Here is a 26,440-nt window from a genome sequence, read left to right on the forward strand (position 1 = left end):
CCGTATTGTAGGTGCTTATGGATTGGTCGACCAAAGGCCTACATCTTTTACAAATGCTCTACGGTTTAGTTTCAGATGTGCTACTAATAATTCGGCAAAATCTTCCGGCTGCAATACACTTTCCGGATTGCCATCGGTTAAATTCAGGCTAACGGATAAATCGGTAGCTATCGTACTCGGATTCATCGTAAACACCCGGATATTCGATTTACGGACTTCCTGCATTAAGGATTCCGACAAACCGATCAAACCGAATTTTGAAGCACTGTAAGCACTTGTCAGGGCCGAAGCGCGTACGCCGGCACTTGAAGAAACATTTACAATATCGCCGGACTGACGTTCCAGCATTTCCGGTAAAACGGCATGGATAACATAATAAGCCCCCAAAAGGTTTACTTTGATAATGTTTTCCCACTCGCTGATTTCAAAATCCATGAATTTTGCAAATTTACCGATACCGGCATTGTTGATCAGGATATCAATAGCACCCAGCTGTTCTTTTAGTTTTGTGATAGCGGCCGTTACCGAGTTGAAATCGGAGATATCGGCAGTTGCGTAAGCCACATTCAGGCTGCTGTCGATGCTTTTTACTGCAGCGGCAACGTCAACCAGATCTTTTTCCGTTCTTGATAGTAAGGCAAGATGAACACCTTCTGCGGCTAATGCCAGCGCAACGGCTTTACCCAAACCTTTTCCGGCTCCGGTAATTAAAGCTGTTTTTCCTTTTAATTGTTCCATTTGATATATAATTTATGCTTTACACGCGATCAGCGTATTTTCTTTTTGTTTTCTATGGTAAAATAAAGCTATTGCAATCAGAATACCTACAAAAGCCAATCCGAATCCAACCCAGTCCGGTGACGTATAATCATAGCCCATCGTTAACGGTATTCCGGCCAGATAAGCTCCTAAGGCATTTCCGGCATTCATCGCAGCCGGACTGATGGAAGAGCCTAATATTTCGGCTCCTTTTGCTGACTGCATCATCATGATCTGAACCGGGGCAACGATCGCAAAAGCTACTGCACCGATAACAAATGTCATGATGATTACCGTTATCTTATTGTCGGCTACAAAGGTCAGTAACATTAAAACCAGGCACATGCCTACTAATAACCCGATTGAGGCAAAAAGGGGAGAATAAGTATCGGATAGTTTTCCGCCCAGGAAATTACCGAAGGTCATGCCCAATCCGGCAATTACCATTAAATAGGTAACCGTTCCGGCATCGAATTTGGAAACTTCCGTAAACAAAGGGGCGATATAACTGTACCAGCTGAAAAATCCGCCTGTACCGATGATAGCAATTAACAATACCAGCCATAAATCCAGTCGCTTAAAGATAGCCAGATCCTTTTTAAAGCTCGATTTTTCGGAGGCTTCAAATTCAGGCATCCAGTACATAACACTCAATATGGTCAGTAAACCGATAACGCCTACGATACAGAAGGTAATGCGCCAGTTGATGTAATGCCCGATATAGGTTCCCAGCGGAACACCAATCACATTGGCGATCGTAAGTCCGGAGAACATAATGGCAATAGCCTGTGCCGTTTTTCCTTCTTTGGCCAGTTTTCCGGCAACAACAGCACCAATACCAAAAAAGGTTCCGTGCGGTAAACCGGATAAAAAGCGCAACACCAGCAATGAGGTATAATCGTTTGCCAAAGCCGATAGACTGTTGAAAACCGTGATCCAGACCGCTAATGCGATTAAAGCTGTTTTGGGTGGTTTATTCTGTAATAATATGGTTAATAATGGGGCACCCACAACTACTCCGAGTGCATAAGCCGATATGAAATGACCGGCCTGGGGAATGCTCACTTTCAGGGAACTTGCCAGATCGGGAAGGATTCCCATCATTACAAATTCGGTCATTCCAATAGTAAAAGCTCCGATTGCCAGAGCGATAAGTCCTTTTTGCATATAATAAAAACGCTTGTTTAGTTTGCAAAATTCTACTAATTTTGAATATTATAAATGGATTTTCTTTTGAAAAACTGTTTTATTCATCATTATTGAATTTTATGATACAATCGGTAAAAAGAGCTTTTGATATACTGGAGTATATCACGCAAAACGGAAACCTGGTTCGCCTCAATGATATTGCCAATGCGTTGAACTTACAGAATACAACGGTTCATAATTTTCTGAACACCCTGAAAGATCTGGGCTATGTGGAACAGGACGAATTAACGCCCCGTTACCGGGTGACCACCAAGCTGCAATGCATTTATCCGCCTTCGGCTTCGGTTTCCCTGTTAAAAAGCCAGCTGCGTCCCATTTTGGAACAAATCACCGCACTGACGAATGAAACGTCTTATTTGTCTGTACAGATGGGCACGTATTTCCGGCATGAACTTATTTCGGAACCGGACCGTTCTGTTAAAATATCGCTGGAGCTTAATAAAGATTATGGTATGCTGCGCACAGCCATCGGGAAAGTATTTATGGCACATTCCGAACATTTACAGGCTACGTTAATGAAAAATATGGAAGAAGCAGACCGTGAAAGTCTGAAAAAAGAGATAGCCGAAATACAGCAAAACGGCTATGCTTTAGACCTGGAACAGTTTGAACCGGATTTGAATTGTGCCGCCATTCCGTATTACAGTAACAATAGAGTAGTGGCTGTTTTAGGTGTTTCCGGACCCGCTTTCCGCTTTAAGCTTCCCGAAATGCTGCAGGCAATTACCATTATGAATTCCCTTAAATAATATAGAAGCACATGACCATAGAAAACAGTACCCTAAATGATCTGACAACAATTTTTGAATTTTATGCTGCCGCTGTAGCTTATCAGAAAACGAAGTTTAACAAACACTGGCAGGATTTTGATAAGGAAATGGTACAGACAGAGATCCGGGAAAACAGGCAATGGAAGATTTTGATTGACGGAAAAACAACCTGCGTTTTTGCCACAACCTATGAAGATCCTTTTATCTGGGGCGAAGCCAATGCGATACCGGCGGTTTACCTGCATCGGATTGTGACCCATCCGGATTTTAAAGGGAATAATTTTGTGGTGCAAATTTTAGCCTGGGCAAAAGAACACGCTAAAACATTAGGTATGGACTATGTACGCATGGATACCTGGGGCGATAATGAAGAGTTAATCCAGTATTACTGCAAATGTGGTTTTCATTATTTAGGAAATACGACACCTACAGAAACGGCTGCTTTACCCAAACACTATTCGGCTATTTCGCTGGCGCTTTTTGAGGTAAAAGTAGATTAAATAAAAAAGTCCCGGATTTCCGGGACTTTTCTTTTTTATTAGTTGATGATAATCTTTCTGACTTCTTTTCTGTCGCCATCCTGAACGGTCACTAAATAAATACCGGACTGTGTGTTTTTTAACTGTAAATGCTGATCGAACAAACCGGTGTTCTGATAGGCTTTACTGAAAATTTCCCTTCCTCTGATATCGTGTACGTTTACTCTGATCTCATTGCTTGAAGCAGATCGGAACTGTACATTGAAGTTTCCGTTATTCGGGTTTGGATAGATTGCAAAATCCTGTAAACCGAAACTTTCTGTTCCTAAGGTTGCTGTCTGGAAACAAACTTCAACCGACCAGGAGTTTAACGTTCCTGTGTCGCCCTGGAAATAGTCGTTAATCAATAACTGCCAGTTTCCGTTGGTTGCTTTAGTGTTTAAAGCTGCCAAAGGCTGATTAGGAGCATAGGTACCGCTGGTGATTGGTGCTGTACAAACGATGTTCGGAGAACCGTCGTTGAAAGTAATGTTATAACCATCCTGATCGTTACAGATTCTGTTTCCTAAGATAACTTCTGTTCCGTCCGGGTGTTTCACTTTCGAAACCAAATCCCTGATCCAGGTGTGGGTCACGTTTACGTTTACATTCACATCGGTAATGGTTTGTGTAACAGGAACATTGATTGTAGACGTTAACGTTGGTCCCGGTGTCGCAGTATTAGGATTTGGTCCGTCCGGAATGTTCACAACGGTATTGTTGCTGAACGTCTGGCAGGTGTTTGAAATTGTATAGCCGATAGCAACGCTTTTTGACACGGCATAAAATATATTTCCTACAGCTTCTACCATGATTCTACAGTATGGAGCGGCTACATTGGGAACGGTAATTGCTTCCGAACCGTCATTTGGAGTGTTAGCCACCAATGTTGTAAAAGTAGCCCCGTTATCGGTTGATAATAATATGTTCACGTTAGCGGTATTGATTCCGTTTGCGGTTGTTCCGGCAACATCCCAGGTAATGGTTTGCGATGTTCCCTGAGTCCAGGAAACATTTTCAACATTTGGCGATGTAATTCGGAAAGGTCCGGTGTTTGCAAAAGTGATCACGGTATTATCACGTCCGGTTTGTCCTCCGTTTGGTGTTTTATTATCTCTAACGGTTAAGGCAAAATTCATTGTTCTGGCAGCACTTGGCACCACTTCCCAGGTAGGGATCAGGTTGCCGGCCAAAACGCTCTGGAAGTTTGGCATATAACGGTTGGGAGAAGTAGCCGGCGGTAAGGATCTGAAGTTTGGTCCTGATGTTGCGGTTGCTACCGGCGGCTGTGTCGATATTTGCGTATCGGTTTGTTCCCAGCAGTAGGTTAAAGCTTCACCGGCAGTATCGGTTGCACTTCCTTTAAGTATAAACGCCGTTCCGTATGGAATCGTAAAATCGGCACCGGCATTTACTACCGGAGCAGCATTTCCGTTGCTGGTTGTTACCGCACAGCTTCCTGTTCCGTTAACAAAAGTCTGCATTTGCGCAAGACTCACGGCGTGAAAGTGTGCATCAGAATTGCTCTGAACATCCGGCGGACAGATTCCGGCATATCCCATAATGGTGTTTCCGCTGCCCGGCTCAACAGCTGTTCCGGCCGATCTGTTTCCGCCGCAAGAGTTGTTAAAAGTGTGGGTTGCCCCGAACTGGTGGCCCATTTCGTGTGCTACATAGTCAATATCATACGGATCGCCAACAGGAGCCGGTGAACCGGTAATTCCTCTGGCTTTGCTGGTTGTACATGGCGAATTTAACTGCGCCAGACCACCGCCACCGGTACTTACCGTATGCCCGATATCGTAGTTGGCCAGTCCGATATTGGCATCAATAACTGTCTGGCTTTCATTGATTAAAGTATTGGCATTGTCATTGGAGAAATTATCACTGTCAATAAAAATAATAAGGTCGTTATTAGCAACCAGGTTCATGTGCAGGGACATATCTCTTTCATACAAACCGTTTACACGGGTCATCGTAACATTCATTGCGGCCAAAACGGCTGCTTTTTTCTGAGCCAGTGTGCCGCTGCTAACGCCTGCTGCATTCACATGATAGGCCGCATATTCAATGGTACACGCCATAGCCAGACGATATACACGGTAGTTTCCGTCGCTGGCAAGCGCAAGGGAAGTATCCTGTAGTATTTTACCGGAAACCTGTTCGTGATCGTCCTGAACCATACAGCTGAAAGAACGGTTGGTTACCAGTCCTTCTCTCGGGTAAACAATATAATTATTCAGGTCTTTGGTATAGGTATCAATATATGAGGTTCCTGTTTTTCCGGACAACGTCATGGTATGCAGACCAAAAATCGTAACACTGAAATTAATCGTAGCGGTAGGATCGTCAATCCCTTTACCGATATAGGATTTAATGTCCGGATATTTGGCGGCCAATGCCGGATCCATTACCGGTGATTCGTAAACGCGATAGTTTTCGAGTTTTCCATCCGGATTCGGGAAGGCGACAATAACATTGGATAATCCATTAAAATTTTGTCTGGAGGGTGCCGTTTGCAGTTTTGATTTTAAAGCGGCCAGATCAAGGGAAAACAATTCGAATTTCTGAGGCTGAGAACTGCGTTCCATTTTCTCGTACATCCTGATTTTTTCCTGACTAACTTTAGTCCATAATGAACTTTGCCCATAAGATGAAGCGAACGCACAAAATGCAATCGCAACAAAGAGTAGCTGTTTTTTCATTCATTTAGAGTTTTAGAGATTAATTTAGTTGGATAGGTAAAAATACAATTTTTTGACAGAATAATTGTGAAATGTTTGATTTTAAAGGGATATTTACGATTAAAATGCTGTTTATTGGGTTAAAGAGCACTTTTGTTATTGAAAGTTGAAGTGTTGCAAAAAAGTTAAAATATAGCCATAAAGTTGCCTGTATAAAAATAGTAAAGTAACTTTACAAAGTAAATTAATAAATTTTCTTTACTACTTATGGAAACACCCCTTATTGAAATGGCTTCCGATCTGAGAACCGTTTCAACCCGCCTGGTTCGCAATCTCCGACAACAAAGCTCGAATACTGCTTATTCCCACGTAGATCTTTTAACGATGGGGCTACTGCATGAACACGGTTCTTTATTGCCCTCTGAATTAGCCCAATTGGAACGCGTTTCTGCGCAGGCCATTTCGCAGGTTATCCAAAGGCTGCACGCCGATGGCTGTCTTGTAAAAACAATTGATAAAAACGATAAACGAAAAACAGCCCTTTCGCTGACTCCAAAGGGAAATAAAATCCTGGATGAAATATGGGAACAGCGCAATCAATGGCTTGTAGCGGCTATTGACTCCCTTTTTGATGAAGCGGAAAGAGCCACGATAGCGGAATCCTTAGTGTTACTTAAAAGACTGTCTGAATACAACAAATAATGCCGGAAGAAGATGACCTATTTAAGAGCTTTTCGATTTCGTAATTTCAGATTACATATCAGCGGTCAGATCATTTCCCTTATCGGGACATGGATGCAGCGCGTAGCGATCAGCTGGCTGGTTTACCGGTTAACGGATTCGGCTACTTTACTGGGCTTTGTAACCTTTTTGAGCCTGATACCGTCTTTATTCCTTTCGCCTTATGCCGGAAGTTTTGCCGACAGACACAACCGTTACAGTATTGTGAAGGTGACCCAGTTCCTGTTAATGCTGCAGGCTCTGGTACTGGCCATACTGGTTTGGTTTCAGTTTTATAATATTGTTATCATTTGTGTATTGAGCCTTGCCCAGGGAATCATTACCTCATTTGACACTACGGCGCGTCAGGCAATGATGGCGGAGATTGTTCCGGATAAAGACGATTTGCCCAATGCCATAGCCTTGAATTCATCGGCCTTTAATATCGCCCGGTTACTGGGACCTGCCTTTGCCGGTTTTATCCTGAGTACTATTGGTGAATTTGCCTGTTTTTTTATCAATTTTATAAGCTTTATTGTTGTTTTGGGCTGTTTAATGTCGATGCAGCTGGATAAAAGACCGCTGCCCAAACGAAAAGCGGATACCTGGACCGAACTGAAAGACGGTTATACTTACCTGAAAACATCACCGGATCTGTTGTCCTTAATATTGCTGCTAACCAGTTCCAGTTTGCTTTTAATACCGTTTACAACCTTACTGCCGGTTATCGCCAGGGATCTTTTTCATGGCAATGCGGTAACGTTCAGCTGGTTTGAGAGTGCGGGTGGGATAGGAGCGCTGGCCGGCGCTTTATATATGACGACTATAAAACCGGGTAAGGCGCTGGCCAATACGATACTGGTGGCTACGATGATCCTTTCGATCGGGCTGTTGTCGCTGGCATTTTCATCTAAATTATCGGTAGCCATCTTTTTTACGATCATGGCGGCTTTGGGACTGATGATCCAGACTTCTTCGATCAATACTTATATTCAGACGCACGCTTTACCGGAAATGCGGGGCAGGGCGATCAGTTATTACATCATGGCATTCCAGGGAATATTGCCCATCGGAAGTTTGCTGATCGGGTTTATGGCCGAAAAAATCGGTCTGGAAAGAACACTGGCTTTTGAAGGGGTATTGGGTATTGTAATTCTGGCTGTTTTTTACTGGAATAATAAAACCAGACTGCAAACGAAATCCATACAGATTTAATGCAGTTCAACGCACAAATATCCCAAACACTTCAAAAAAACGGTTATTTCCGTTGCGGCAAACGGGCTGCCTTCAATTCTTAGAATACGATCGCAGTCCTGCAGATCAAAATTGATCCGGTAACCCGGATATCTGGTTAAAAGGGAAGCTACTATTGCTTTGGCATCGTTTTGATGGTGTACCGAAGTTTTAAAAACCTTAATCATTTTGCTTAAAATAGGTATGCTGTTAATTTCTTCCTTTTTTTATTTTATGAAACGGATTAAAGGACAGTCCGATACTGACATAAAAAGAGGATTGTGGATTTGCTTTAAAAATATAATCGTTCGGAGATTCGTTCTTTTCGAATATCCTGCTGGTTGGAATGGTTTTTAAGCCGGTTTTCAATGTGCCGACAAATGTGCTGCCGAAATAGTGTTCGTACATCGCACCGGAATTGATTTCAAGCTGTTGAAAGACATGCTTTTGGGGACTGTTGTTAAAGTTGTACAGGTAAAAAGAGGTTACGGCCAATTCACTTCCGAAAGAAAGTCTTCCATCGTTAAAAAGGAGTTTTCTTAAATAGACTTTCTGCGGCAAGAAAACATCTGCCATCCATCCGTTGGAAAATTTATGTTCATACGAGAATGACGGTATAACCGGAAATTGCGAATTGGGATCGATCATCAGCGATAAGCCCGCACTCATTTTTGTCTGCGCATTTGCTTTGAGGATTACGATTCCGGTGAGCATTCCTTTAACTCTTTCAAAATGTTTGTCGCTTCCGTCCACGGTTAGTCCGCTTGAATAAATGACTGTTTTGTTCCAAAGTCTTGAAATATGCGTAAAGTTAAGAGTGGTAGCATGGTAATGAAAATCATGCTGACTGCTCACCAAACCGGAAGGGGTGTCGGTTTCTGTGGAAGCGGCGCTATACCTGTAATTGAATGCGGCACCCAGGATCCATCTGTTTTTCGTAATAAAATTGATGTTGCCGTCTATTTTGGTCTGGTTCAGGTTTTTTACCGTTGTTTCGGGCAATGCTGTACCGGACAGGTTAGACGTATAATCATAAGGGGTAAGCTGGCTGTATTCTATATTGAAAGCACGGGTTGCCGGGAACTTATCGGCCACATAGGCCACAACTTTTTTCGGAATACTGTCCTTTGTTTGCGAATAACTTACTTTTGACAGCATTAAAACGATAATAACCAGCACTCTTTTCTTTAGGATTCCCATTGTTTACGTTAGATTAATAATGCTTTGAAACCGGATGATCTCAAAAACTTTCCGCAAAGAAAATTCTAAGGACTATGGCAATCCGGGTTTTTATACGAACACCGTTACTTATTATACCAAATCTCGATTTAGTATAATAAAAAGGATGTTTTGTATAATTTAACGGCTGTCAACACAGATAAGGGCTATTTTTGTGGCAGTAAATTATGGTAAGTGAGTATGATCAACAGTATTTCGGGTAATTTTAAAAACAGGCAGCTCATCCATTTGCTGGTTGATGACCGTTACCGGCTTTTAAGGCATTTTATATTCCTGGCAGGGTTCTTCCTGGTCTTTTTTTATACCAACGACCGGCTTGATGAATACCGGTACACCGGCATGGTTTTTATTTATGCGGTTCTTATCGGAATGTTTTATATCAATATGTACCTGTTGCTCCCGCGGTTTTTCTTCCGGGCGAATTATCTGGTTTATATAATACTGCTCCTGATCATGGTGATATTGGGATTGCGACTGATGGGCTATATCTTAAATGTCTTTCTAAACAGGTATCATGTGGCGGGTGATTATAAGATGTTGCTGATTAATGCGGAAACCATTAGATGGACTTTTATCGTTTGTTCGGTAATTTTAATATCGACCACGATCAAGCTGCTGCAACGCTGGATCCTGGACACCGAGAGAATGGCCGACCTCCGGAATATCACCTTAAATATGGAGCTTAATGAGTTAAAGAACCAGATAAATCCCCATTTTTTATTCAACATGCTTAATAATGTGAATGTGCTGATTAAAAATGATCCGGAAAAGGCTTCGGTGGTTATTTTTAAGCTATCGGAATTTTTGCGCTACCAGCTTTATGAAAACAATGAGGAACAGACTTCGTTAGCTTCGGAAGTCCGTTTTTTGTCCAATTTTCTGAATCTTGAAAAAATAAGAAGGGATAATTTTCAATTTAGTATTGTTGTAGCAGAACAGGATATGCATCATATTTACCTGCCTCCGAATTTGTTTACAACCTTTGTTGAGAATGCGGTTAAACACAGTATTGATATTACCGGCGGAGATTCCTATATTAACATCAGTATAACCGCCGAAAATAAAAAAATACATTTCAAATGTATCAATTCGAAGAAGAACAGCTCCGATATACCGGAGCCAAAGAGCAGCGGATTGGGGCTTGCGAATATACAACGGCGACTGGAATTACTGTACCGGAATAACTACAGTCTGGATATTGCGGTAACAGCAGAGGAATATATTTTAAATTTAACGATTCCAATATGAATTGCATTATAGTAGATGATGAACCGCTGGCAAGAGAAGGTGTGCTGTCCATAGTTAGCAATATTGGTTCCATTCAGGTTATCGGATCGTTTTCGAATGCATTAACGGCATTGGATTTTATGAAGCACAACCCGGTTGACCTGATATTTCTGGACATACACCTGCCACAGGTAACCGGACTGGAATTTGCCGCACAGTTACCGAAAGAAACCTTAATAATATTTACAACGGCCTATCCGCAATATGCTTTAAAAAGCTATGAACTGGATGCGATTGATTATTTGCTGAAGCCTTTGGGAAAAGAACGGTTGGAAAAAGCGGTGAATAAAGCGGTTGCATACAAAAAACTGCTGTCGGCAGAAACTGTAAAAAATACCATTGAGGGCAACACAACCGATTTTTTGCTGATTAAATCGGACCGGCGTTATTATAAGGTTCCTTTCCAGGAAATACGGTTTATTGAAGGGCTTAAGGATTATATTGTTATCCATACGAATAAACAAAAGCTGATCACGGCAATGAATTTAAAAACGGTGCATCTGAAGATTGCCACCAAAAAAATGATCCGCGTCAGTAAATCGTATATTGTAAATATGGATCATATTGATTCTTTTGATAATCATACTATTTATATCGGTGAGTTTGAAATTCCGCTTGGGGAAATATTCCGGAAGGATTTCTTTGATAATTATTCCAAAGGGACTTTGGGAAGTGAGCTATAGGCAACCGGATAGGCTAAAAACTTATAAGCAGCAGGATTGAGCAAAGCATTATTAACGGTGGCATATATTCTTATTTTATATTTTACATAATGTATATTATAGTTCAAAATATAAAATAGTAATTTTAGGAGAATAGTCCGGTATTCGGAATATTTTGTGCTGTGATTAGTTGGTCTATTATACAGCGCTTCTGTTTGTTGGTCAGTAAAATTAATTGTTTCAAATTGCCTGTTGCCCTTTGCTATTTGCTATTTTTTTATAGCGCTAAGGAAAACTAAATTTTATTTTTTGTGGAGTTTGCTGGTGTATAAAAAACGTATACGTTTTTTTCTATGCTTAGGTTTATGGTCTGATTAATTGGTTCATTTATGTTGGTGCTAAATCAAAGAAAAAAATCTGTCTGGGCAATACTCCTTTGTTATTTGGAATAGTTTTTATTCTATTTGACATAATGTAGTAGATTCTTCTCTTTTATTGGTATTTTGAATACTGTTATTCTTTTTATGTATTATGGTAAACCGTAATTATATTAACTAAAAATATTATATTTGATATTATCACTCGTACCAATATGTAAAATGAGGGATATATGTAAGTTTCAAGAACAGTAGGAAATGATTCAGAAGTTGATTTAAGGAAAATAAATGCGATGGCTGATGTACATTCTAAAGAGATAAGGAGTTTTAATATGAGTAAAATAAAAGGAAAGGATACTAAGCCTGAACTACTCGTAAGAAAGTTTCTTTTTTCACAAGGCTTTCGTTATCGCCTGCATGATAAAAAATTACCAGGTAAACCGGATGTTATTTTACCTAAGTATAAAACAGTAATATTTGTAAATGGATGTTTCTGGCATGGACACCAGGATTGTAAATATTTTGTTGTTCCTAAAACAAGAACAGAATGGTGGCTGAATAAAATAAATGTTAATATTTCAAATGATAACAAAGCCCTGTTAGCTTTGCAAAATTCAGGTTGGAAAGTAATTGTGATCTGGGAATGTGAACTAAAGCCTGAAAAAATAAATGTAACATTAAATCAATTACCCTTTTTAATACGAGATTAGTAATGTATATAAAATCCAATATTGTACATTTGTGATTATTTAATGATTAGAATGAATAGTATCCCGGAACCAAAATTAATGCTTGAAAAAATTAATTTTTCAATAAAAAATTTAGTAGAAAAAAATAAAATTTTAACAGATAAAGAAGCTGTAATAACGCATTTTGCTCATACAGGTGAGTTTGAATATGAAGCACTTATATATATAACAGAAATTCTTGAAAAAGAATATCCTGATGTTGTTTTTAATGAAGAAAAAATATCTGAATTAATAAATTCCGGGAATATAAGAAATGAGAATATAGTTTTTGCTGAACAAGCCAATCCTACATTTAGGTTCATAGACTTATTTGCAGGTATAGGAGGCTTTAGACTTGCACTTCAAAATATTGGAGGGAAATGTGTTTTCTCCAGTGAATGGAATAATTATGCAAAAAAGACATATAGTTCTAATTTTGGCGAAGTTCCATTTGGAGATATTACTCAAATTGACGAAAATACCATTCCAGACCATGATATTCTGGTTGGCGGTTTTCCTTGCCAACCCTTTTCTCTTGCCGGTGTAAGCAAAAAAAATGCATTGGGCCGGAATCATGGATTTAGAGACGAGACCCAGGGAACTCTCTTTTTTGATATCGTAAGAATACTGGAAACCAAGAGACCCGGAGCTTTTTTATTAGAAAATGTAAAAAATTTAGTTTCACACGATAAGGGTAATACGTTTAGAATAATTCAGGGAACGTTAAATGAACTTGGATATAATATTCATTGTAAGGTTCTTGACGGTAAGCATTTTGTGCCACAACACAGAGAAAGGATTGTAATTGTTGGTTTTGACAGAAATGTATTTAATGGAGAGGAAAATTTCAATTTCCCTGAAATACATAATAATAATAATAATAATGCTATTAGAACCATTCTGGAGCCAAATATTTCAGACAAATATACCTTAAGCGATAAGCTTTGGAATTATCTTCAGGAATATGCGGCAAAGCACAGAGCAAAAGGCAATGGCTTTGGTTATGGTCTTACTAATTTAAATGGTATTAGTAGAACACTTTCAGCCAGATATTATAAAGACGGTGCAGAGATTTTACTTCCACAACATGGAAGAAATCCACGACGTTTAACTCCACGTGAATGCGCAAGATTACAAGGATACCCTGATAATTTTAGAATTCCTGTTTCAGATACACAAGCATATAAACAATTTGGCAATTCGATTGTAGTTCCACTTATGCAGGCAGTTGGACAGGAAATTGTTGAAGTCTTGAATAGAAATAATATCTGATAATTAACTTTCTTACTCCATCTATAAGAAAGTGTTTAATAAAAAGTATTACGAAATTAATATTTTTTCATATTTTTAGTTCTTCAAAACATATTTCTATGTCTGAAACTCTTTATACAGCAATAAATACAGTTAAAGTCAGTAAATTTTCATTTTGTAAGTTTGCGAGTCCTAATGATGCAGGTACAACAGGAGCCCATCAGGCAGGCCTTTATATACCTAAAAACTCATATAAGCTTCTTTTTGATGAGCCGGGAGTCAAAGGAAAAAACAAAGAACGTTTTGCAGAAATTACCTGGTCAGATGGCACTATTTCAGAATGTTGTTTAAAATATTATGGAGGTGGTACCCGTAATGAATATCGAATTACTCGTCTCGGAGTACATTTCAAAGAGGATGAACTTGTTATTATATCTAAAATCTCAGAAGATGAATATTCCGGATTTAAAATTTCAGATGAAGTGGAAAAAGGTATCTTCTTAAAGGAATTTGGGATTGAAAAGCAACATACAAATGCTTTAATTCCGTATGAGCCCAATACATCAGAAATAAAACAGCAAATATCCGAAAAATCTGTAGCTCAACATCAGATTGAACTATTTCCTTCTGAAGGAATAGAAGTTATGACTGCAAGTTTCAAACCTAAAGCACATATACTTACATTATTGGGAGAAGAACTCATTAAAGACCCAGTAATGGCAATTTATGAGTTGGTTAAAAACAGTTATGATGCAGACTCAAAAGGTACTTTTGTTAAATTTGAAAATATCGAAGATTTAGATAAGGCTTCAATAACAATTACTGATTCAGGTACAGGCTTAACAAAAGAAGTACTTGAAGAAGTGTGGTTTGAACCAGGAACAGATTTTAGAAAACCTTTCAACAATGATGGTTCAAGAAAAATAAAAAGAAGCCCTATTTTTTGGAGGGTTCCAATGGGAGAAAAAGGAGTTGGTCGTTTTGCAGTTCATAAATTAGGTCATACAATTAAATTAATAAGTCGCCCTGCAAAAGTAATTGTTGACGAGTTTGGTAAAGCCCAGTCAGTAAATTTATTGGACTATGAAGTTATAGTTAATATTGACTGGAGATCATATTTACAAAGTAAATATCTTGAAGATGTAAAGGTTAAATGGGAAGTTAATAATAATCCCGAGACATTTCATTTTAAAAATTCTCATGGAACAGAAATTACTATAGGAAATCTTAAAGAACCTTGGAGCCGTGGTATGGCTAGACAACTTAAACGTCAAACTATATCAATGTTATCTCCTAAAAATGACTCAAATAAATTTGATATTAAACTTGATTTTGGTAATTGGTGGTTGAATGATTTTCCAAGTATTGATGAAGCTTTAAGGTCTGCTCCTTATAAACTTGCAGTATTGGTGGAAGATAATTACGATATGACTTTTGAATACAAATTTGCTTTGTCAAATAATGAAATGATTGGAATTCGTTCTATAGACTCTAAAAGTAGTGATGAGCGCAGTAAGCAGAAATACAAGTGGAATATTAAAGGAGCATTAAGACCTTACTACAAAGAATATCTTCTTAAAAAGGAATATAATCAAGAAGAAGTTAATGTTTTTCTAGTAAAATATGACTCTGGTGATAATATAATACCTTTTGGCTCTTTTATGGTCGAATTGTATTCTTATGATTTAGATTCTGTTTCATTGCGTGATTATACCATATCTCCCTCCTTTATAAAAAGCATTTTGAGAGAACATTCAGGTATAAAAGTATTTAAACAAGATTTAAGGGTTTTTGATTACGGAGATCCTGGCAATGATTGGTTGGGCCTTGATATAAAAAGGGTTAACAACAAAACATGGTTTTCTAATAATCAAAATATAGGTTTTGTTTATCTGGATGATGAAAAGTCTGGTACTCTTATTGAGAAAACAAACCGGGAAGGATTTATAAATAATTATTCTTTTGATTTTTTGGTAGTTATACTCGATTTCGTATTAAATGAATTTAAATCTGAAAGAACATCAGATAGAGAAAGATGGTTAAAATTTAATAAAAAAGGAGCAGAAGGATCGTTAGAACAACAATTGGATACTTTTAAAGAAATAGTAAATAGTACTGATTTTTCTGATGAAGAAAAAAAACAGTTGGTACTGCAAGAGGCTGAAAAAATAGAAGAACGATATGCAAAAGATAAAGAAACATTATTAATACCAGCAGGGGTTGGTATGACAGCTTCTTTTGCAATGCATGAAATAGAAAAATTGGTACCCCGAATGGAAGAAACTATTATGGAGGACCCAATTAATTCAGCAACAATAGCGGATCAGGTATTGGAATTAAAAGATTATGTAGAAGGAATAATATCTGTTGTTAAAAAAGGCAATGACAAACCTATTTCTTTAACTGGGAGTATTGACCAAGCCCTTAAAAATTATACTACAAGGTTAACAAATCATAAAATAAGTGTAGATTTAGATTATGATTCAAATATTGAAACCATAAAATGTGATAAAAGACTTTTTATCACAATGATAATGAATCTTATTGACAATAGTATTTATTGGATTGATACTATTTATAAAACAGAGAAAGGCATATATATTAAAACTGAAAAAACAAATGAAAAAGTTACTATTCTATTTGTTGACAATGGTCCCGGTTTTAAAGATAATATTGAAGATATTGTCCGTCCTTTCTTCTCACGAAAAGATGGTGGTATAGGAATAGGAATGTATCTATTAGACACTGTTATGATGAAATATGGTAAACTTAATATTATTTATGACAGTGAAATTTTAAAAGATAGAAATGTTCCGGAAAAATATAGAGGAGCAGCAGTTGAACTGATTTTTAATAAAATTAACTAAAGATTATGTTTATAGATGATTTAGCAGGGCCTGATATCGTGGTCATAGATGATACGGAAAGAGAAGTAAGAAGTCTTTTAGAAGCATTAGAAACACGAGGTATAAATACAGAATATATTAAGGTAGATCTGGCTGGAAATATGCCAGAACATGAACCTATAAATTCTGTTAAATTGATATTTCTGGACCTCAATTATAATATTGGTTTTGGTTCGACCTTTGATGCTGAATATTGTGCAGAGTTAGTCTCTCGTATTATACCCAAAGATAAACAATACTATTTAGTAGCCTGGACTAAAGACGTCGATAAAACAGAAGCAGTGGTTGAAGTTTTAAAAGAATATAACGTAGCTCCTGTAAAATATTCAAGCAAACTTAAAGAAAAATACAGAACTGGTAATGATACTTATAATATTGATACCTTGCTTGATGAACTTAATGCTGAATTTAATAAAATTATTAAACTGGATGAATTTTATGGAGAAATTATTGAAGTTGAAGATAATTCAGTTTTAATAAATTGTTTACTTGATGAAGAAAAAGGAGTTTATCAAATACGAAAATTTGATCTGGCTCCTTTTGCCGATTATATTGATTTGGAAGTGGGAGGTATTATCTTGATACGGTCAACAACTAAACCTGGCAGTAGAATATTTGAGTTTTTTAATGAATCAAATGATAAAAAAGATTTGTTTAAAAAACCTAATTACTTTAAAGGATTAGATAATTCTAGATTTTTTACAGAAAAATAAACTATAGAATCTTATGAAAATAACGTTCAAGGATGTTGGCCAAGGAGATTCTATAATTATAGAATGGACTGATAAAGTAGACAAGGTTGGGATTATTGATTGCAAAAAGAAAGGTAAATCGAATCCGGTTGTTGAACATTTAGCAGAAAAAGGATATTCTGAGATAGAGTTCATTATTTTATCTCATCCTCATTCAGATCATTACTCTGGTTTTTTAGAACTATTCGATTATATTGAGCAAAATAAAATTAATGTTAATTTATTTGGAAATACTTTAAAAGAAATTGGGTCTGGTTATTGGGAATGGTTTGAAGTATCATCAGAAGACACAAGAATTTTGGCAGAAATTGTTAGAAAGTCAGATTCATTAAGTGATTTAGGTTTATTGAAAAAACACTTTTATGTTAACGAGTTCGTTCAGTTACCGATAAACGGTATAGAAATGCATGCTCTATCTCCTTCACATCTTGAAATAAAAACTTATCAAGAAGAAGTAAAATTTGATGCTATAGTCAATAAAAAGCACGCAAGTAAAGCCGCTAATTATTTATCATCATTATTTTATATAAAGAAAGGAGATTCTGTAGTTTTACTTACATCAGATACTGAAAAAGTAACTTTTGATAGAATTCATAATGAAGGACGTCTAAATGAATATTCATTTTGTTTATGTCAAGCTCCACATCATGGATCTTATAATAATTATCATGACAATTTTTGGGATAATTTAAAAACCGTTGATGGAAAGGATGTTGTCTTTTCATCCGGAATAAATGAAAAATATAAACACCCTCACTTAATTACGGTTAAGTCATTTGTAAAAAATGGTTATGGAATAAATCCTACCAATATTGTATATGGAATTCAAGAATTTCTTGATGAAATAGATAATAAAACACTTGTTCTCGATACAATTAGTGAAATTGATGAAGAATCTATTGTTGGTGGAGATAAGGTATTTACATTTTAATTTTTACACTCACTCGGTTATGCTCCCTACTCTATTTTATGCTGGGTTTGCGTGAGGGAAGCGAAAAGCCCACAGCAAGGTACGGGCGAGGACTTGTAGCGGAGAGTCCGACCTGTAGAGACACGCCCAAAGGATTTTTTTTAAAGTTGGTACTCTTTGTGGCTTCGCCACTTATTGTGCTACTCACATCTATAGGCTTTCTCTACATTATTTTGTGAGGCACATTTTGTTTATTTATCACATTTGGGTTTTCAGGCACATTGAGGGTTGTTTGGGTGTGTCCCCTGCCCTTTTTTCGGTTGTTTATTGGTTGGTCAGGCTTTTATTCGCTCCTCTCAATAAATGCCGCTCCGGTTAATTTAGGCAGTAAGTTTGCCTGTTTGTGGAAGTTTTGGGTTCGGATATAAGACAAATCACCTGTCTTGCTAAATTTTTTAATGATATTTTGTATCATAAAACAGGTGATTTTAAAAATAATAGTTACGGATTTGACTGAAAATATTATATTTGAAATTTATGATATATACTGATATGCTGCATAATAAAATATCCAAAGATCTAAATATCAAATGTTTCTATGGAATGCCCGACATCTGGCTGGAAGCCCTGAGCTACGAGTTGGACGATGATTGTAATCAGAAAAAAGTCGCTCTTCCCAAACAAAAACAATCCACAGAACTTTTTTACCCAATATAAATGGATAAAGTACAATATTACGGTGTCGGTTTTACATGGAAAGACGCTGATATTAAAAATCAATTACCCCGTTTTATCGAAGAAGGCATCTGGGAAAATGGTTTTGAAGATAAATATTTAGAGAGAGTTAATACGGTTGCTGTCGGTTCAAGGATAGCCGCAAAAACTACATATACAAAAAAAGAAAACGGTGAGATGATTTCAATCCTTGAAATTCATGCCATAGGAACTGTTCTTGAAAATTTAAAAAACGGACGAACTTTAAAAGTCAGATGGGATCAAAGTATCGAACCGTTTATCATTAAAAATAAAGGTGCCTATCGTTCTACTATTTCAAGAATCAATAATATTGGAACCATCAAAGCGATCTTCAAAAATGATAAACTTTCTGTTAAGTCAGGTGAATTTCTGTTTTACTTGAGTGGAGAATCTGAAAAAGAGGATTATTTATACCCTTGTTTTATTTTAACAAAAGACAAATGGAATGACTTCGGATATCAAACACAATATGAAGTGTATTATTATGATTCTCTCAAAGAACGTACCTATATTGGCGCCACAAAATTTTTAAATAAGGAAAAAGATAATGGGGAGTTACCCAATACCTTTACTTCGCTTGATGATCGTAATATTTGCTCACTTGGGCAATCAAACCACTATTATTTAAATCTTCGGGAAAACTTAAATAAAGAAGTTGCTCACTACTATCTGGACGCCATTAATGATTTAGCGATTAATAAAGGCCTGGCGGAATCATTTGAGCATGAAAAGGGATTCAAAACATCTTTAATCAGAAGCAGTGAAGCCCAAAAAGCACTTCATGAAGGATATAAGATTTATAATGGGTTGGAAACGGATAATACCCTTTGCTTTACTTTTTCAACACAGATTAGCGGGGCAATAGAAAAACACGCTATAAAATTTGATTATTCTGAAAAAGAAGATCTTCCTTTTAGAATCAAAGTCTTAATTGGTAAGAACGGAACCGGCAAAACACAATATATTGCAAAACTGGCCTCAACTTTAAGCGGGTATGAAAAACAAGGAAATTTCTCTACACAATATCTGCCGCCGTTTAGCCGTGTAATCGCCATTTCCTATAGCCTGTTCGACAGGTTTCCCCGGCCAAAACAAACAAAAACCTACAGTTATTATTATTGTGGTTTTCAAAGTGGCAGAGGCTTTCTTACAGATAATCAGGTAAATGCCCGGCTAAAAAAAGCATTGGGAATTCTTGAAAAATCAGAAAGAATGCATTTGTTTGGTAAATACATAGCAATTGTATTATCGGATGATATTGCTTTGGATATCCTGGATAAAGATTTTATCGAATTAAATAAAAACGAGTTCACTCTTTATAGTGAGGGTGGATATTCTAAGTATAGCTCAGGTCAGATAGTTATGATACTGATGCTCGCTGAAGTCCTGGCCTATATTACAACAGAATCATTACTGTTATTTGATGAACCGGAAACACATTTGCATCCTAATAGTATTTCTCTTTTTGTAAATGTTATTAATCGCATACTTAAAGAATACAATTCCTATGCCATTATATCCACTCACTCCCCTCAAATTATACAGGAAGTACCGGCAAAAGATATAATAGTTATTGAACGGTTGGATAACATTCCCAGCATACGGGGATTGGATATTGAAACATTTGGTGAAAATCTCAACACGATTACCGAAAGAATATTTCATACAAATAGTCATGATGAATATTACCGGGAGTTCTTAACCAAGCTTTCAAAAAGTAACAGCTACAGTAAAATTATTGAAATGTTCGAAAAAGAAAGTTTACCGCTTAGTTTAAGTGCTAAAATCTATTTACAATCCCTTTATTAATTATGAAAAATTTAATTCCGTTAACCAGGAAAATTGAGTATTGGGACAATATTGTAAATAATAAAAGAGAAATCCAACGGGTACCGCTTCAGGCAATACGCCCCAATATACTGGTTCGAATTACGGATTATACTGATCGTACGACTCCGAATAATTTAGAGACCATACCGGCATCTCCATTTACAGAGCCTCATAGTAATTATCTTCAGGGATGTTATGGAAAGTCCAATAATTTATCAGCTTTAAAAGCACGAATCAAAGACCGGCAAAATAGGCTACTGCGGGCAGAATGCCAATATTGTAATATTGGGGAACCTGAAACATTTGACCATTATTTACCCAAGAGTGATTTTCCGGAATTTTCGGCACTTTCTATTAATCTGATTCCTTGTTGTGCTAAGTGCAATACTAAAAAAGGGGAAGAATGGCTGTTTGCAGGTAACCGGAAAATCATAAACTACTACTATGACATTTTACCCGATGTTGATTATTTGAGATGTGATATCGTTTATAGCGCTAATGTGCCGCAAGCTGTTTTTTCAATTGATAGCGCCCAAATACCCGTAAATATTCGCTCGGTGATTGTCAATCATTTTGAAACACTTCTTTTATTGGACAGGTACAAGCAAAGGAGTAATAGTGAAATAATTGATGTGCTAAATGCCATAACCCCATCTTTAGAAAGATTGACACGTGTGCAAATTCAGGAAAATTTACAACAGGAGGCAATAAATATGAAGGCCAGTAAAGGACGTAATTATTGGAGGGCTATACTAAGAACTGCTCTATCTGATTCGGACCGGTTTCTAACGGAGGCCGGATTTTAGAATGATCCCATTAAAGTATTAAACCCTGTAATGTTTAAAGGATAGTCCCCTGCCCTTCGTGATTATGTTGTTTTAAATGAGTAAAGAGCAGATCAAAGCTTTAAGAGCCAGGTATTAAACACGTCTATTTCTCCCTGCACGCACATTCATGATGTTCATTAAGGTATTTAAAACTATCCTCGCATATTTTTTTTAAAGCGGGAATATTAATATCGGATAGCTTTTTGATATAGATACAGGCTTTTGAGATTTTATATTTGCCAAGATTGTCCAATAGATGCTTGTTTTCCTCCGTTGGCGAAAACACATATAACGAAAAGGCTGCCTTTCGCGGTGAAAAGCCAATAAGCGGCGCATCACCTTCATGTCCGCTGGCATATTTATAATGGTAATTACCGAATCCAATGATCGTTGGACCCCACATTTTGGGTTCAAATCCCGACCATTCCGACATTAATTCAATTAAGCGGAAGCTGTCGGCTTTCTTTTGTTCATTATCGACATAAGCGTTGATAAAATCAACCACATTAACCGCTGTATAGGTTGTTTTGTTTTTTGCCATAACGTTTAAATTTTAATAATGCCTGAAAATGTACTTATACATACAAAACTAAACAAATAGATCCAGATTATAGAAGGTATTCCCGGAACTAAATTTTATCCGGCATCCTGCTGTCTGGAAATAGCGCTCCGGTTTTACTATTGCGGAGGCAAATATTTAAAAAAGATGAAATAATTATACAATTAACCCGTTATAGTATCGAATATTAACAAAAAAAATAGGATGATTTCAACAGAAACACAAGAACACTCCAATTGGTTTTTAAAATTCTTTTTATGCCTTTTAGCTATCGTAGGAGCTGTCAATTCTGTTATTTATACAATCGCTCCCCTTTTGCCTGCAAAATGGGCAGCACGGATCATTCCTGTTGGATTATCGATGTTACTCATTGCGATTCTGTTTTCGGTTGGTTTTTCAATTTACTGGCATTATAAAGCTAAAAAAGGGAAAATTAATTCTCAGAAATACCGTATCTGGCTGACAGTGTTATTGCGCTATTGGCTGGCATTCCATATCATGATATTTGGATTTGAAAAATTGTTTGAGGTCAATTTTGCATTTGCAAGTCATCTGGAAGACGCCCTGGTTAATACCTTGACAGGAACGGAACTGACCTGGAAGTATTACGGATCCACCTATGGTCTTGCCGCAATTGTTGGTGTTTTTCAGATTGCAGGAAGTATTTTTTTATTGTTCAGACGTACGGTATTATTAGGTGTGGCAACACTGCTGCCGGTACTTTTTAATATTGTATTGATCAACATCTTTTATGGAATCGGACCGATTACAACTTTTACTTCAATGCTAATGACTTTAGGCTTATGCTATTTGCTATCGGAGCGAAAAGATGCCATAATAGCCTTGTTTACGAAATATAAAAATCCATCGCCGGCTGTAGGAAATAAAGCACTTCGGGCTGTCCTACGGGTGCTGTGTATAGTGATTCCTTTGGTATTTATCATGTATTACCGCTATGATGTTCATCTTTCCGATAAATATTTTGGAAAGTGGAAAGTGGATAGCATGATGCGCAACGGAAAGAAGATTGCTGAAAATGCATGGGAGAAAGACACTTCCGCCTGGAAAGTGGTTTACATTGAGGAACGCGGTAAAATATACTACAGCCCGAATCCGCATGTGTATGTAGACAGTACTTCGGTATTAATGCGCTATCAGTATGACGATACCAAAAACAGCTTACAGGTTATCGCTTACGAACGCAATCCTGCCCAACCGGATACTATTCCGGTGCAGATTAACAAATTCAACGGCAGTACGATGCAATGGAATATGGTACTGTATAAGGATACCATACAAATGCAGTTGAAGAAAGTAATCCGGTAATTTTTGCTTTCAGGGTTGAATTATAGTCTTTTACCGTAAAGCATATTTTCGGGAAAGTTAAATAAACGGGTATTCATCATTATGCAGGAAGATTAAGGCTGAAATCAGGGCCGGGAATATTTCTTAAATGAAAAAATCTCACTTTTTATTAGTAAAAAAACAATAAAAGATTATTTTTGCATACCTAAAAATAAAAATCCAACTAATTTCAAATTATAAGTACTGTGGAAAATCCAACTGCACAAAAACTAATCAATAAAATCCAGCTTGATTTATTCAAAAAAGGATTCAACGCCGAAACTTTAATTGAAGATTTAAAAAAATTACGGGAGTTTGCTCTTGAAGAACAAAACCCGGTTTTAGTTAAAGCGATACGTTTAGCTTACGAACATGTTGAAGAAAACGGCGCATTTTTAATTACAATCCCGGATGATGAACCTTTAGAAGATGAGTTGGAAACGGAATCGGAAAATGTGAAAGCTGAGGAAACAGATTTAGAAAGTTTGGAATATTTGATCTCCCTGTTCGCAGATTTGAAAAACAAAAACAATATTTCTGATTTAAGAGAATATAACAAAGCGTTTTTAGCATTCTAAACTAAAAACAGCCTGTAAAATACGCTAAAACTGTACTTTTTTAAGTGCAGTTTTTTTATGTATTTTAGTGAATAATTAACGAATTTTCTTCTTTTCTAACTTACTTTTGGGCTAATTTTGAGCGTTTTTTGAAGGCTTTTCAATAAAACCGGTATTTCGTTTATAATCAACCCCTTAAATAATCACAGATGTTACGTTTTTTTAAAATTATTGCTTTTCTGGAAGGGATATCCCTCCTGCTCCTGTTGTTTGTGGCCATGCCTCTAAAATATATGTATGACAAACCGGAAATGGTTCGTTTCGTTGGAATGGCACACGGATTACTGTTTATCGGTTATATTGTAATTGCCAGTATGCTGAAAATGGAAGAGAATTGGTCGTTTAAAAAATACTTCCAGGTTTGTATTGCATCGGTAATTCCTTTCGGTACTTTTTATATTGAGAAAAAAATTCTGTAATTTTAAAATATGAAAATCTTTAATTGGGCATATAAAATCCTGAAAAACCTTGATTTCAGTGATACTACGGCAAGTTATCTTAACCTGGCAGTTAATATAATTGTCCTCGTTGTTGTGGCTTATATTTTAGATTATATCTTTAAAAAAATACTGATTATCATTCTGGCGATAATCGCAGAAAAAACAAAATCGAGTTTTGACGACTTTTTGGTTGCCAATAAAACAGCCAAATATGTTGCCCATCTGGTTCCTTTGTACTTTATCAGCAAAGTTGTTCCGGTTGTCCTAAAAAACTTTGTCTACTGGGAGAGCTTTTTCGGAAAAGGCGTAAAAACCTATATGGTCTTCCTTTCGCTGTGGATCATCCGAAGTATCTTTAACTCCCTGAAAGACTACCTGAAAGAAAAACCCAAGTTTAGCGACAAACCGATAGACAGCTATACCCAGGTAATCATGATTATCCTTTGGGTTTATGCCATTACGTATTTGGTATTGATCCTTTTCGATACCAACTTCAAAACGCTGTTAGGGACTTTCGGGGCTATTTCGGCGATTATCATCTTAATTTTCAAGGACACCATATTGGGTCTGGTGGCCAGTATTCAGGTGACCGTTAACGATACGGTTCGTATTGGCGACTGGATCACGATTGATAAATTTGGAGCCGACGGTGATGTTATTGAAATCAATCTGGCTACCGTGAAAGTCAAAAATTTTGACAATACCACAACAACAGTTCCTACTTACAGCCTTATCTCCGATTCGTTCCGGAACTGGAGAGGAATGCAGAACTCAAACGGGAGAAGAATTAAACGTCATATCCTGATCAAAGAAAACAGTGTCCGCTTTATTCATGCGAATGAAATAGACCATTTTAAGAAGATTCAGCTGATTACGTCCTATATCGAACACAGGCAGTCGGATATTGAAAAATACAACACGAATAACAACATCAATAAAGAACTGGCAATTAACGGCCGCAACCTGACAAATTTAGGATTGTTCCGTAAATACCTGACCAGTTATATTGAAAGTCATGCCGGTATCAATAAGGAAATGACCCTGATGGTACGTCATTTACAGCCTACAGATAAAGGTATTCCGATAGAAATATACGCTTTCGTATCCGATAAAAGATGGATCAATTATGAGCATATCATGGCCGATATTTTTGACCACATCATTGCGGCTGTAGACTATTTTGATTTGGAGATATTTGAATTACCGTCTAATAATAAAAATTATATAGGGGAATAAACCCTATATAATTTCTACTTCGGTTTTTCCGTGGGGAGCCGGACGCCCAAAGCTGTCCAGATTTACCATAGTAATGGCATCAACCGTGATAATGGTTTCTTTGGTCATTACGTTACGCACTTCGCACTTCATTATAATGGAGCTTCTTCCGAATTTTACAAGATCGATACCGATTTCGATAATATCCCCTTGTCTTGCCGAACTCATAAAGTTGATTTCCGACATAAACTTGGTTACAATCTTGTTGTTTTTTAGCTGAATGATCGCAAAAAGTGCTGCTTCCTCATCAATCCATGATAAAAGCATTCCTCCGAATAAGGTTCCGTTAGCATTCAAGTCTTCTGGTTTTACCCATTTTCTCGTTTGATATTTCATATAGTAAACTTTTGAAGCGCCAAATTTACTATTTCTTCGTGGTCAAATGCTAATTTTGGAAGCGCTTTTATTGAAAACCATTTTGCCTCCCGGGCATCATCGGCTGCAATAGCGATCGTATCTTCCGCTACCTCACCATAATAGGCTACCGAAACCACATGATTTCGGGGATCTCTGAAAGGCTTGCCAAAAGCACCAATCTGCTCCAGCTGCGTTACCGCAATCGTCGTTTCTTCATAAAGTTCCCGTATTGCTGCTGCCATAAGATCTTCGTTTAAATCGACGAAGCCGCCGGGCAGTGCCCAGCAGTTTTGAAAGGGCTCGTTGTTCCTTTTAATTAAAAGCAGGTAGTCGTTGGCCGGTGTTTTTTTTACGATTACCGCGTCAACTGTTAAAAAAATGTTAGAATTCCTCATAAAGTTAGAATTATGTATGCTGTAAATATTCAGCT

Annotated in this window: 27 protein-coding genes; 18 read left to right on the forward strand and 9 right to left on the reverse strand. The window is 37.2% G+C overall.

The features are described from left to right. Window positions 1-15: 15 nt before the first annotated feature. Both BGO42_RS02550 and BGO42_RS02555 read right to left on the reverse strand, forming a co-directional pair. Entirely contained in the window at window positions 16-738 is a 723-nt protein-coding gene (locus BGO42_RS02550; protein ID WP_273245767.1) for a 3-ketoacyl-ACP reductase, read from the reverse strand. 12 nt (window positions 739-750) lie between these two features. Beyond that, complete coding sequence (locus BGO42_RS02555) at window positions 751-1,926, reverse strand: MFS transporter (RefSeq protein WP_273245769.1); 1,176 nt, start codon at window positions 1,924-1,926, stop codon at window positions 751-753. 101 nt (window positions 1,927-2,027) lie between these two features. On the opposite strand from BGO42_RS02555, the gene BGO42_RS02560 reads away from it, so the two are divergent. Both BGO42_RS02560 and BGO42_RS02565 read left to right on the forward strand, forming a co-directional pair. After that, on the forward strand, window positions 2,028-2,717 hold the full coding sequence (locus tag BGO42_RS02560; protein ID WP_177734456.1) for an IclR family transcriptional regulator: 690 nt from the start codon (window positions 2,028-2,030) through the stop codon (window positions 2,715-2,717). Window positions 2,718-2,728: 11 nt separating this feature from the next. After that, window positions 2,729-3,238 carry a GNAT family N-acetyltransferase gene (locus BGO42_RS02565; RefSeq protein WP_273245772.1) on the forward strand — a complete coding sequence of 170 codons (510 nt, stop codon included), beginning with the start codon at window positions 2,729-2,731 and terminating at the stop codon, window positions 3,236-3,238. Between the two features lie 38 nt (window positions 3,239-3,276). Here BGO42_RS02565 and BGO42_RS02570 read toward each other — a convergent pair whose 3' ends face one another. Further along, window positions 3,277-5,961: a zinc-dependent metalloprotease gene (locus tag BGO42_RS02570; RefSeq protein WP_273245773.1), complete on the reverse strand. Its 2,685-nt coding sequence runs from the start codon at window positions 5,959-5,961 to the stop codon at window positions 3,277-3,279. 246 nt (window positions 5,962-6,207) lie between these two features. Here BGO42_RS02570 and BGO42_RS02575 point away from each other — a divergent pair, with 246 nt between their 5' ends. Together BGO42_RS02575 and BGO42_RS02580 are read left to right on the forward strand one after the other, a co-directional pair. Then, entirely contained in the window at window positions 6,208-6,642 is a 435-nt protein-coding gene (locus BGO42_RS02575; RefSeq protein ID WP_273245775.1) for a MarR family winged helix-turn-helix transcriptional regulator, read from the forward strand. Between the two features lie 12 nt (window positions 6,643-6,654). Next, on the forward strand, window positions 6,655-7,875 hold the full coding sequence (locus tag BGO42_RS02580; protein WP_273245777.1) for an MFS transporter: 1,221 nt from the start codon (window positions 6,655-6,657) through the stop codon (window positions 7,873-7,875). On the opposite strand, the gene BGO42_RS02585 is transcribed toward BGO42_RS02580, so the two are convergent. Further along, window positions 7,872-8,081 carry a hypothetical protein gene (locus BGO42_RS02585; protein ID WP_273245779.1) on the reverse strand — a complete coding sequence of 70 codons (210 nt, stop codon included), beginning with the start codon at window positions 8,079-8,081 and terminating at the stop codon, window positions 7,872-7,874. The two genes, BGO42_RS02580 and BGO42_RS02585, sit on opposite strands and share 4 nt — an antisense overlap. A gap of 22 nt (window positions 8,082-8,103) precedes the next feature. Next, window positions 8,104-9,093 carry a hypothetical protein gene (locus BGO42_RS02590; RefSeq protein ID WP_273245780.1) on the reverse strand — a complete coding sequence of 330 codons (990 nt, stop codon included), beginning with the start codon at window positions 9,091-9,093 and terminating at the stop codon, window positions 8,104-8,106. Between the two features lie 219 nt (window positions 9,094-9,312). On the opposite strand from BGO42_RS02590, the gene BGO42_RS02595 reads away from it, so the two are divergent. The 7 genes from BGO42_RS02595 (at window position 9,313) to BGO42_RS02625 (ending at window position 18,026) form a co-directional block, all read left to right on the forward strand. Continuing rightward, window positions 9,313-10,380 carry a sensor histidine kinase gene (locus tag BGO42_RS02595; protein WP_273245931.1) on the forward strand — a complete coding sequence of 356 codons (1,068 nt, stop codon included), beginning with the start codon at window positions 9,313-9,315 and terminating at the stop codon, window positions 10,378-10,380. Beyond that, entirely contained in the window at window positions 10,377-11,102 is a 726-nt protein-coding gene (locus tag BGO42_RS02600) for a LytR/AlgR family response regulator transcription factor (RefSeq protein WP_273245783.1), read from the forward strand. The genes BGO42_RS02595 and BGO42_RS02600 overlap by 4 nt, the downstream gene beginning before the upstream one ends. Window positions 11,103-11,751: 649 nt before the next feature. Then, window positions 11,752-12,168 (forward strand): very short patch repair endonuclease, encoded by a 417-nt coding sequence (locus BGO42_RS02605; protein ID WP_273245785.1) that lies wholly within the window; start codon window positions 11,752-11,754, stop codon window positions 12,166-12,168. A 51-nt stretch (window positions 12,169-12,219) separates the two neighbouring features. Next, complete coding sequence (dcm, locus tag BGO42_RS02610) at window positions 12,220-13,458, forward strand: DNA (cytosine-5-)-methyltransferase (RefSeq protein WP_273245787.1); 1,239 nt, start codon at window positions 12,220-12,222, stop codon at window positions 13,456-13,458. A 98-nt stretch (window positions 13,459-13,556) separates the two neighbouring features. Next, window positions 13,557-16,304 carry an EcoRII N-terminal effector-binding domain-containing protein gene (locus BGO42_RS02615; RefSeq protein WP_273245789.1) on the forward strand — a complete coding sequence of 916 codons (2,748 nt, stop codon included), beginning with the start codon at window positions 13,557-13,559 and terminating at the stop codon, window positions 16,302-16,304. Between the two features lie 5 nt (window positions 16,305-16,309). Then, complete coding sequence (locus BGO42_RS02620) at window positions 16,310-17,056, forward strand: hypothetical protein (RefSeq protein WP_273245790.1); 747 nt, start codon at window positions 16,310-16,312, stop codon at window positions 17,054-17,056. 13 nt (window positions 17,057-17,069) lie between these two features. Next, the gene (locus BGO42_RS02625) at window positions 17,070-18,026 is read left to right on the forward strand and encodes a ComEC/Rec2 family competence protein (RefSeq protein ID WP_273245792.1); all 957 of its coding nucleotides are present in this window, start codon (window positions 17,070-17,072) and stop codon (window positions 18,024-18,026) included. Between the two features lie 322 nt (window positions 18,027-18,348). Here the strand turns inward: BGO42_RS02625 and BGO42_RS02630 are convergent, their stop codons facing one another. After that, a complete protein-coding gene (locus BGO42_RS02630) occupies window positions 18,349-18,480 on the reverse strand; it encodes a hypothetical protein (protein WP_273245794.1) in 132 nt (43 codons plus the stop codon). A gap of 62 nt (window positions 18,481-18,542) precedes the next feature. Here BGO42_RS02630 and BGO42_RS02635 point away from each other — a divergent pair, with 62 nt between their 5' ends. From BGO42_RS02635 to BGO42_RS02645, 3 genes are read left to right on the forward strand one after another with little or no spacing between them, the layout of a single operon-like run. Then, window positions 18,543-18,722 carry a hypothetical protein gene (locus BGO42_RS02635; RefSeq protein ID WP_273245796.1) on the forward strand — a complete coding sequence of 60 codons (180 nt, stop codon included), beginning with the start codon at window positions 18,543-18,545 and terminating at the stop codon, window positions 18,720-18,722. After that, window positions 18,723-20,570, forward strand: coding sequence for an AAA family ATPase (locus BGO42_RS02640; protein ID WP_273245798.1), 1,848 nt, complete (start codon window positions 18,723-18,725; stop codon window positions 20,568-20,570). Window positions 20,571-20,572: 2 nt separating this feature from the next. Next, window positions 20,573-21,397 (forward strand): HNH endonuclease, encoded by an 825-nt coding sequence (locus BGO42_RS02645; protein WP_273245800.1) that lies wholly within the window; start codon window positions 20,573-20,575, stop codon window positions 21,395-21,397. A gap of 124 nt (window positions 21,398-21,521) precedes the next feature. On the opposite strand, the gene BGO42_RS02650 is transcribed toward BGO42_RS02645, so the two are convergent. Further along, a complete protein-coding gene (locus BGO42_RS02650; RefSeq protein ID WP_273245802.1) occupies window positions 21,522-21,959 on the reverse strand; it encodes a DUF1801 domain-containing protein in 438 nt (145 codons plus the stop codon). A gap of 222 nt (window positions 21,960-22,181) precedes the next feature. Between BGO42_RS02650 and BGO42_RS02655 the strand changes: the two genes are divergently transcribed. The 4 genes from BGO42_RS02655 (at window position 22,182) to BGO42_RS02670 (ending at window position 25,614) form a co-directional block, all read left to right on the forward strand. After that, the gene (locus BGO42_RS02655) at window positions 22,182-23,303 is read left to right on the forward strand and encodes a hypothetical protein (protein ID WP_273245804.1); all 1,122 of its coding nucleotides are present in this window, start codon (window positions 22,182-22,184) and stop codon (window positions 23,301-23,303) included. 224 nt (window positions 23,304-23,527) lie between these two features. Then, window positions 23,528-23,899: a hypothetical protein gene (locus tag BGO42_RS02660; RefSeq protein ID WP_177734440.1), complete on the forward strand. Its 372-nt coding sequence runs from the start codon at window positions 23,528-23,530 to the stop codon at window positions 23,897-23,899. A gap of 188 nt (window positions 23,900-24,087) precedes the next feature. Further along, the gene (locus BGO42_RS02665) at window positions 24,088-24,357 is read left to right on the forward strand and encodes a DUF3817 domain-containing protein (RefSeq protein WP_177734439.1); all 270 of its coding nucleotides are present in this window, start codon (window positions 24,088-24,090) and stop codon (window positions 24,355-24,357) included. 9 nt (window positions 24,358-24,366) lie between these two features. Continuing rightward, the gene (locus tag BGO42_RS02670; protein WP_177734438.1) at window positions 24,367-25,614 is read left to right on the forward strand and encodes a mechanosensitive ion channel family protein; all 1,248 of its coding nucleotides are present in this window, start codon (window positions 24,367-24,369) and stop codon (window positions 25,612-25,614) included. 3 nt (window positions 25,615-25,617) lie between these two features. Here BGO42_RS02670 and BGO42_RS02675 read toward each other — a convergent pair whose 3' ends face one another. Both BGO42_RS02675 and BGO42_RS02680 read right to left on the reverse strand, forming a co-directional pair. Further along, on the reverse strand, window positions 25,618-25,989 hold the full coding sequence (locus BGO42_RS02675) for an acyl-CoA thioesterase (protein WP_177734437.1): 372 nt from the start codon (window positions 25,987-25,989) through the stop codon (window positions 25,618-25,620). Then, the gene (locus BGO42_RS02680) at window positions 25,986-26,405 is read right to left on the reverse strand and encodes an NUDIX domain-containing protein (protein WP_177734436.1); all 420 of its coding nucleotides are present in this window, start codon (window positions 26,403-26,405) and stop codon (window positions 25,986-25,988) included. The genes BGO42_RS02675 and BGO42_RS02680 overlap by 4 nt, the downstream gene beginning before the upstream one ends. Window positions 26,406-26,440: the final 35 nt, after the last annotated feature.

Origin of the sequence: Flavobacterium sp. 40-81 (genome assembly GCF_001898245.1) — a bacterium.
In the GTDB taxonomy this organism is placed as follows: domain Bacteria; phylum Bacteroidota; class Bacteroidia; order Flavobacteriales; family Flavobacteriaceae; genus Flavobacterium; species Flavobacterium inviolabile.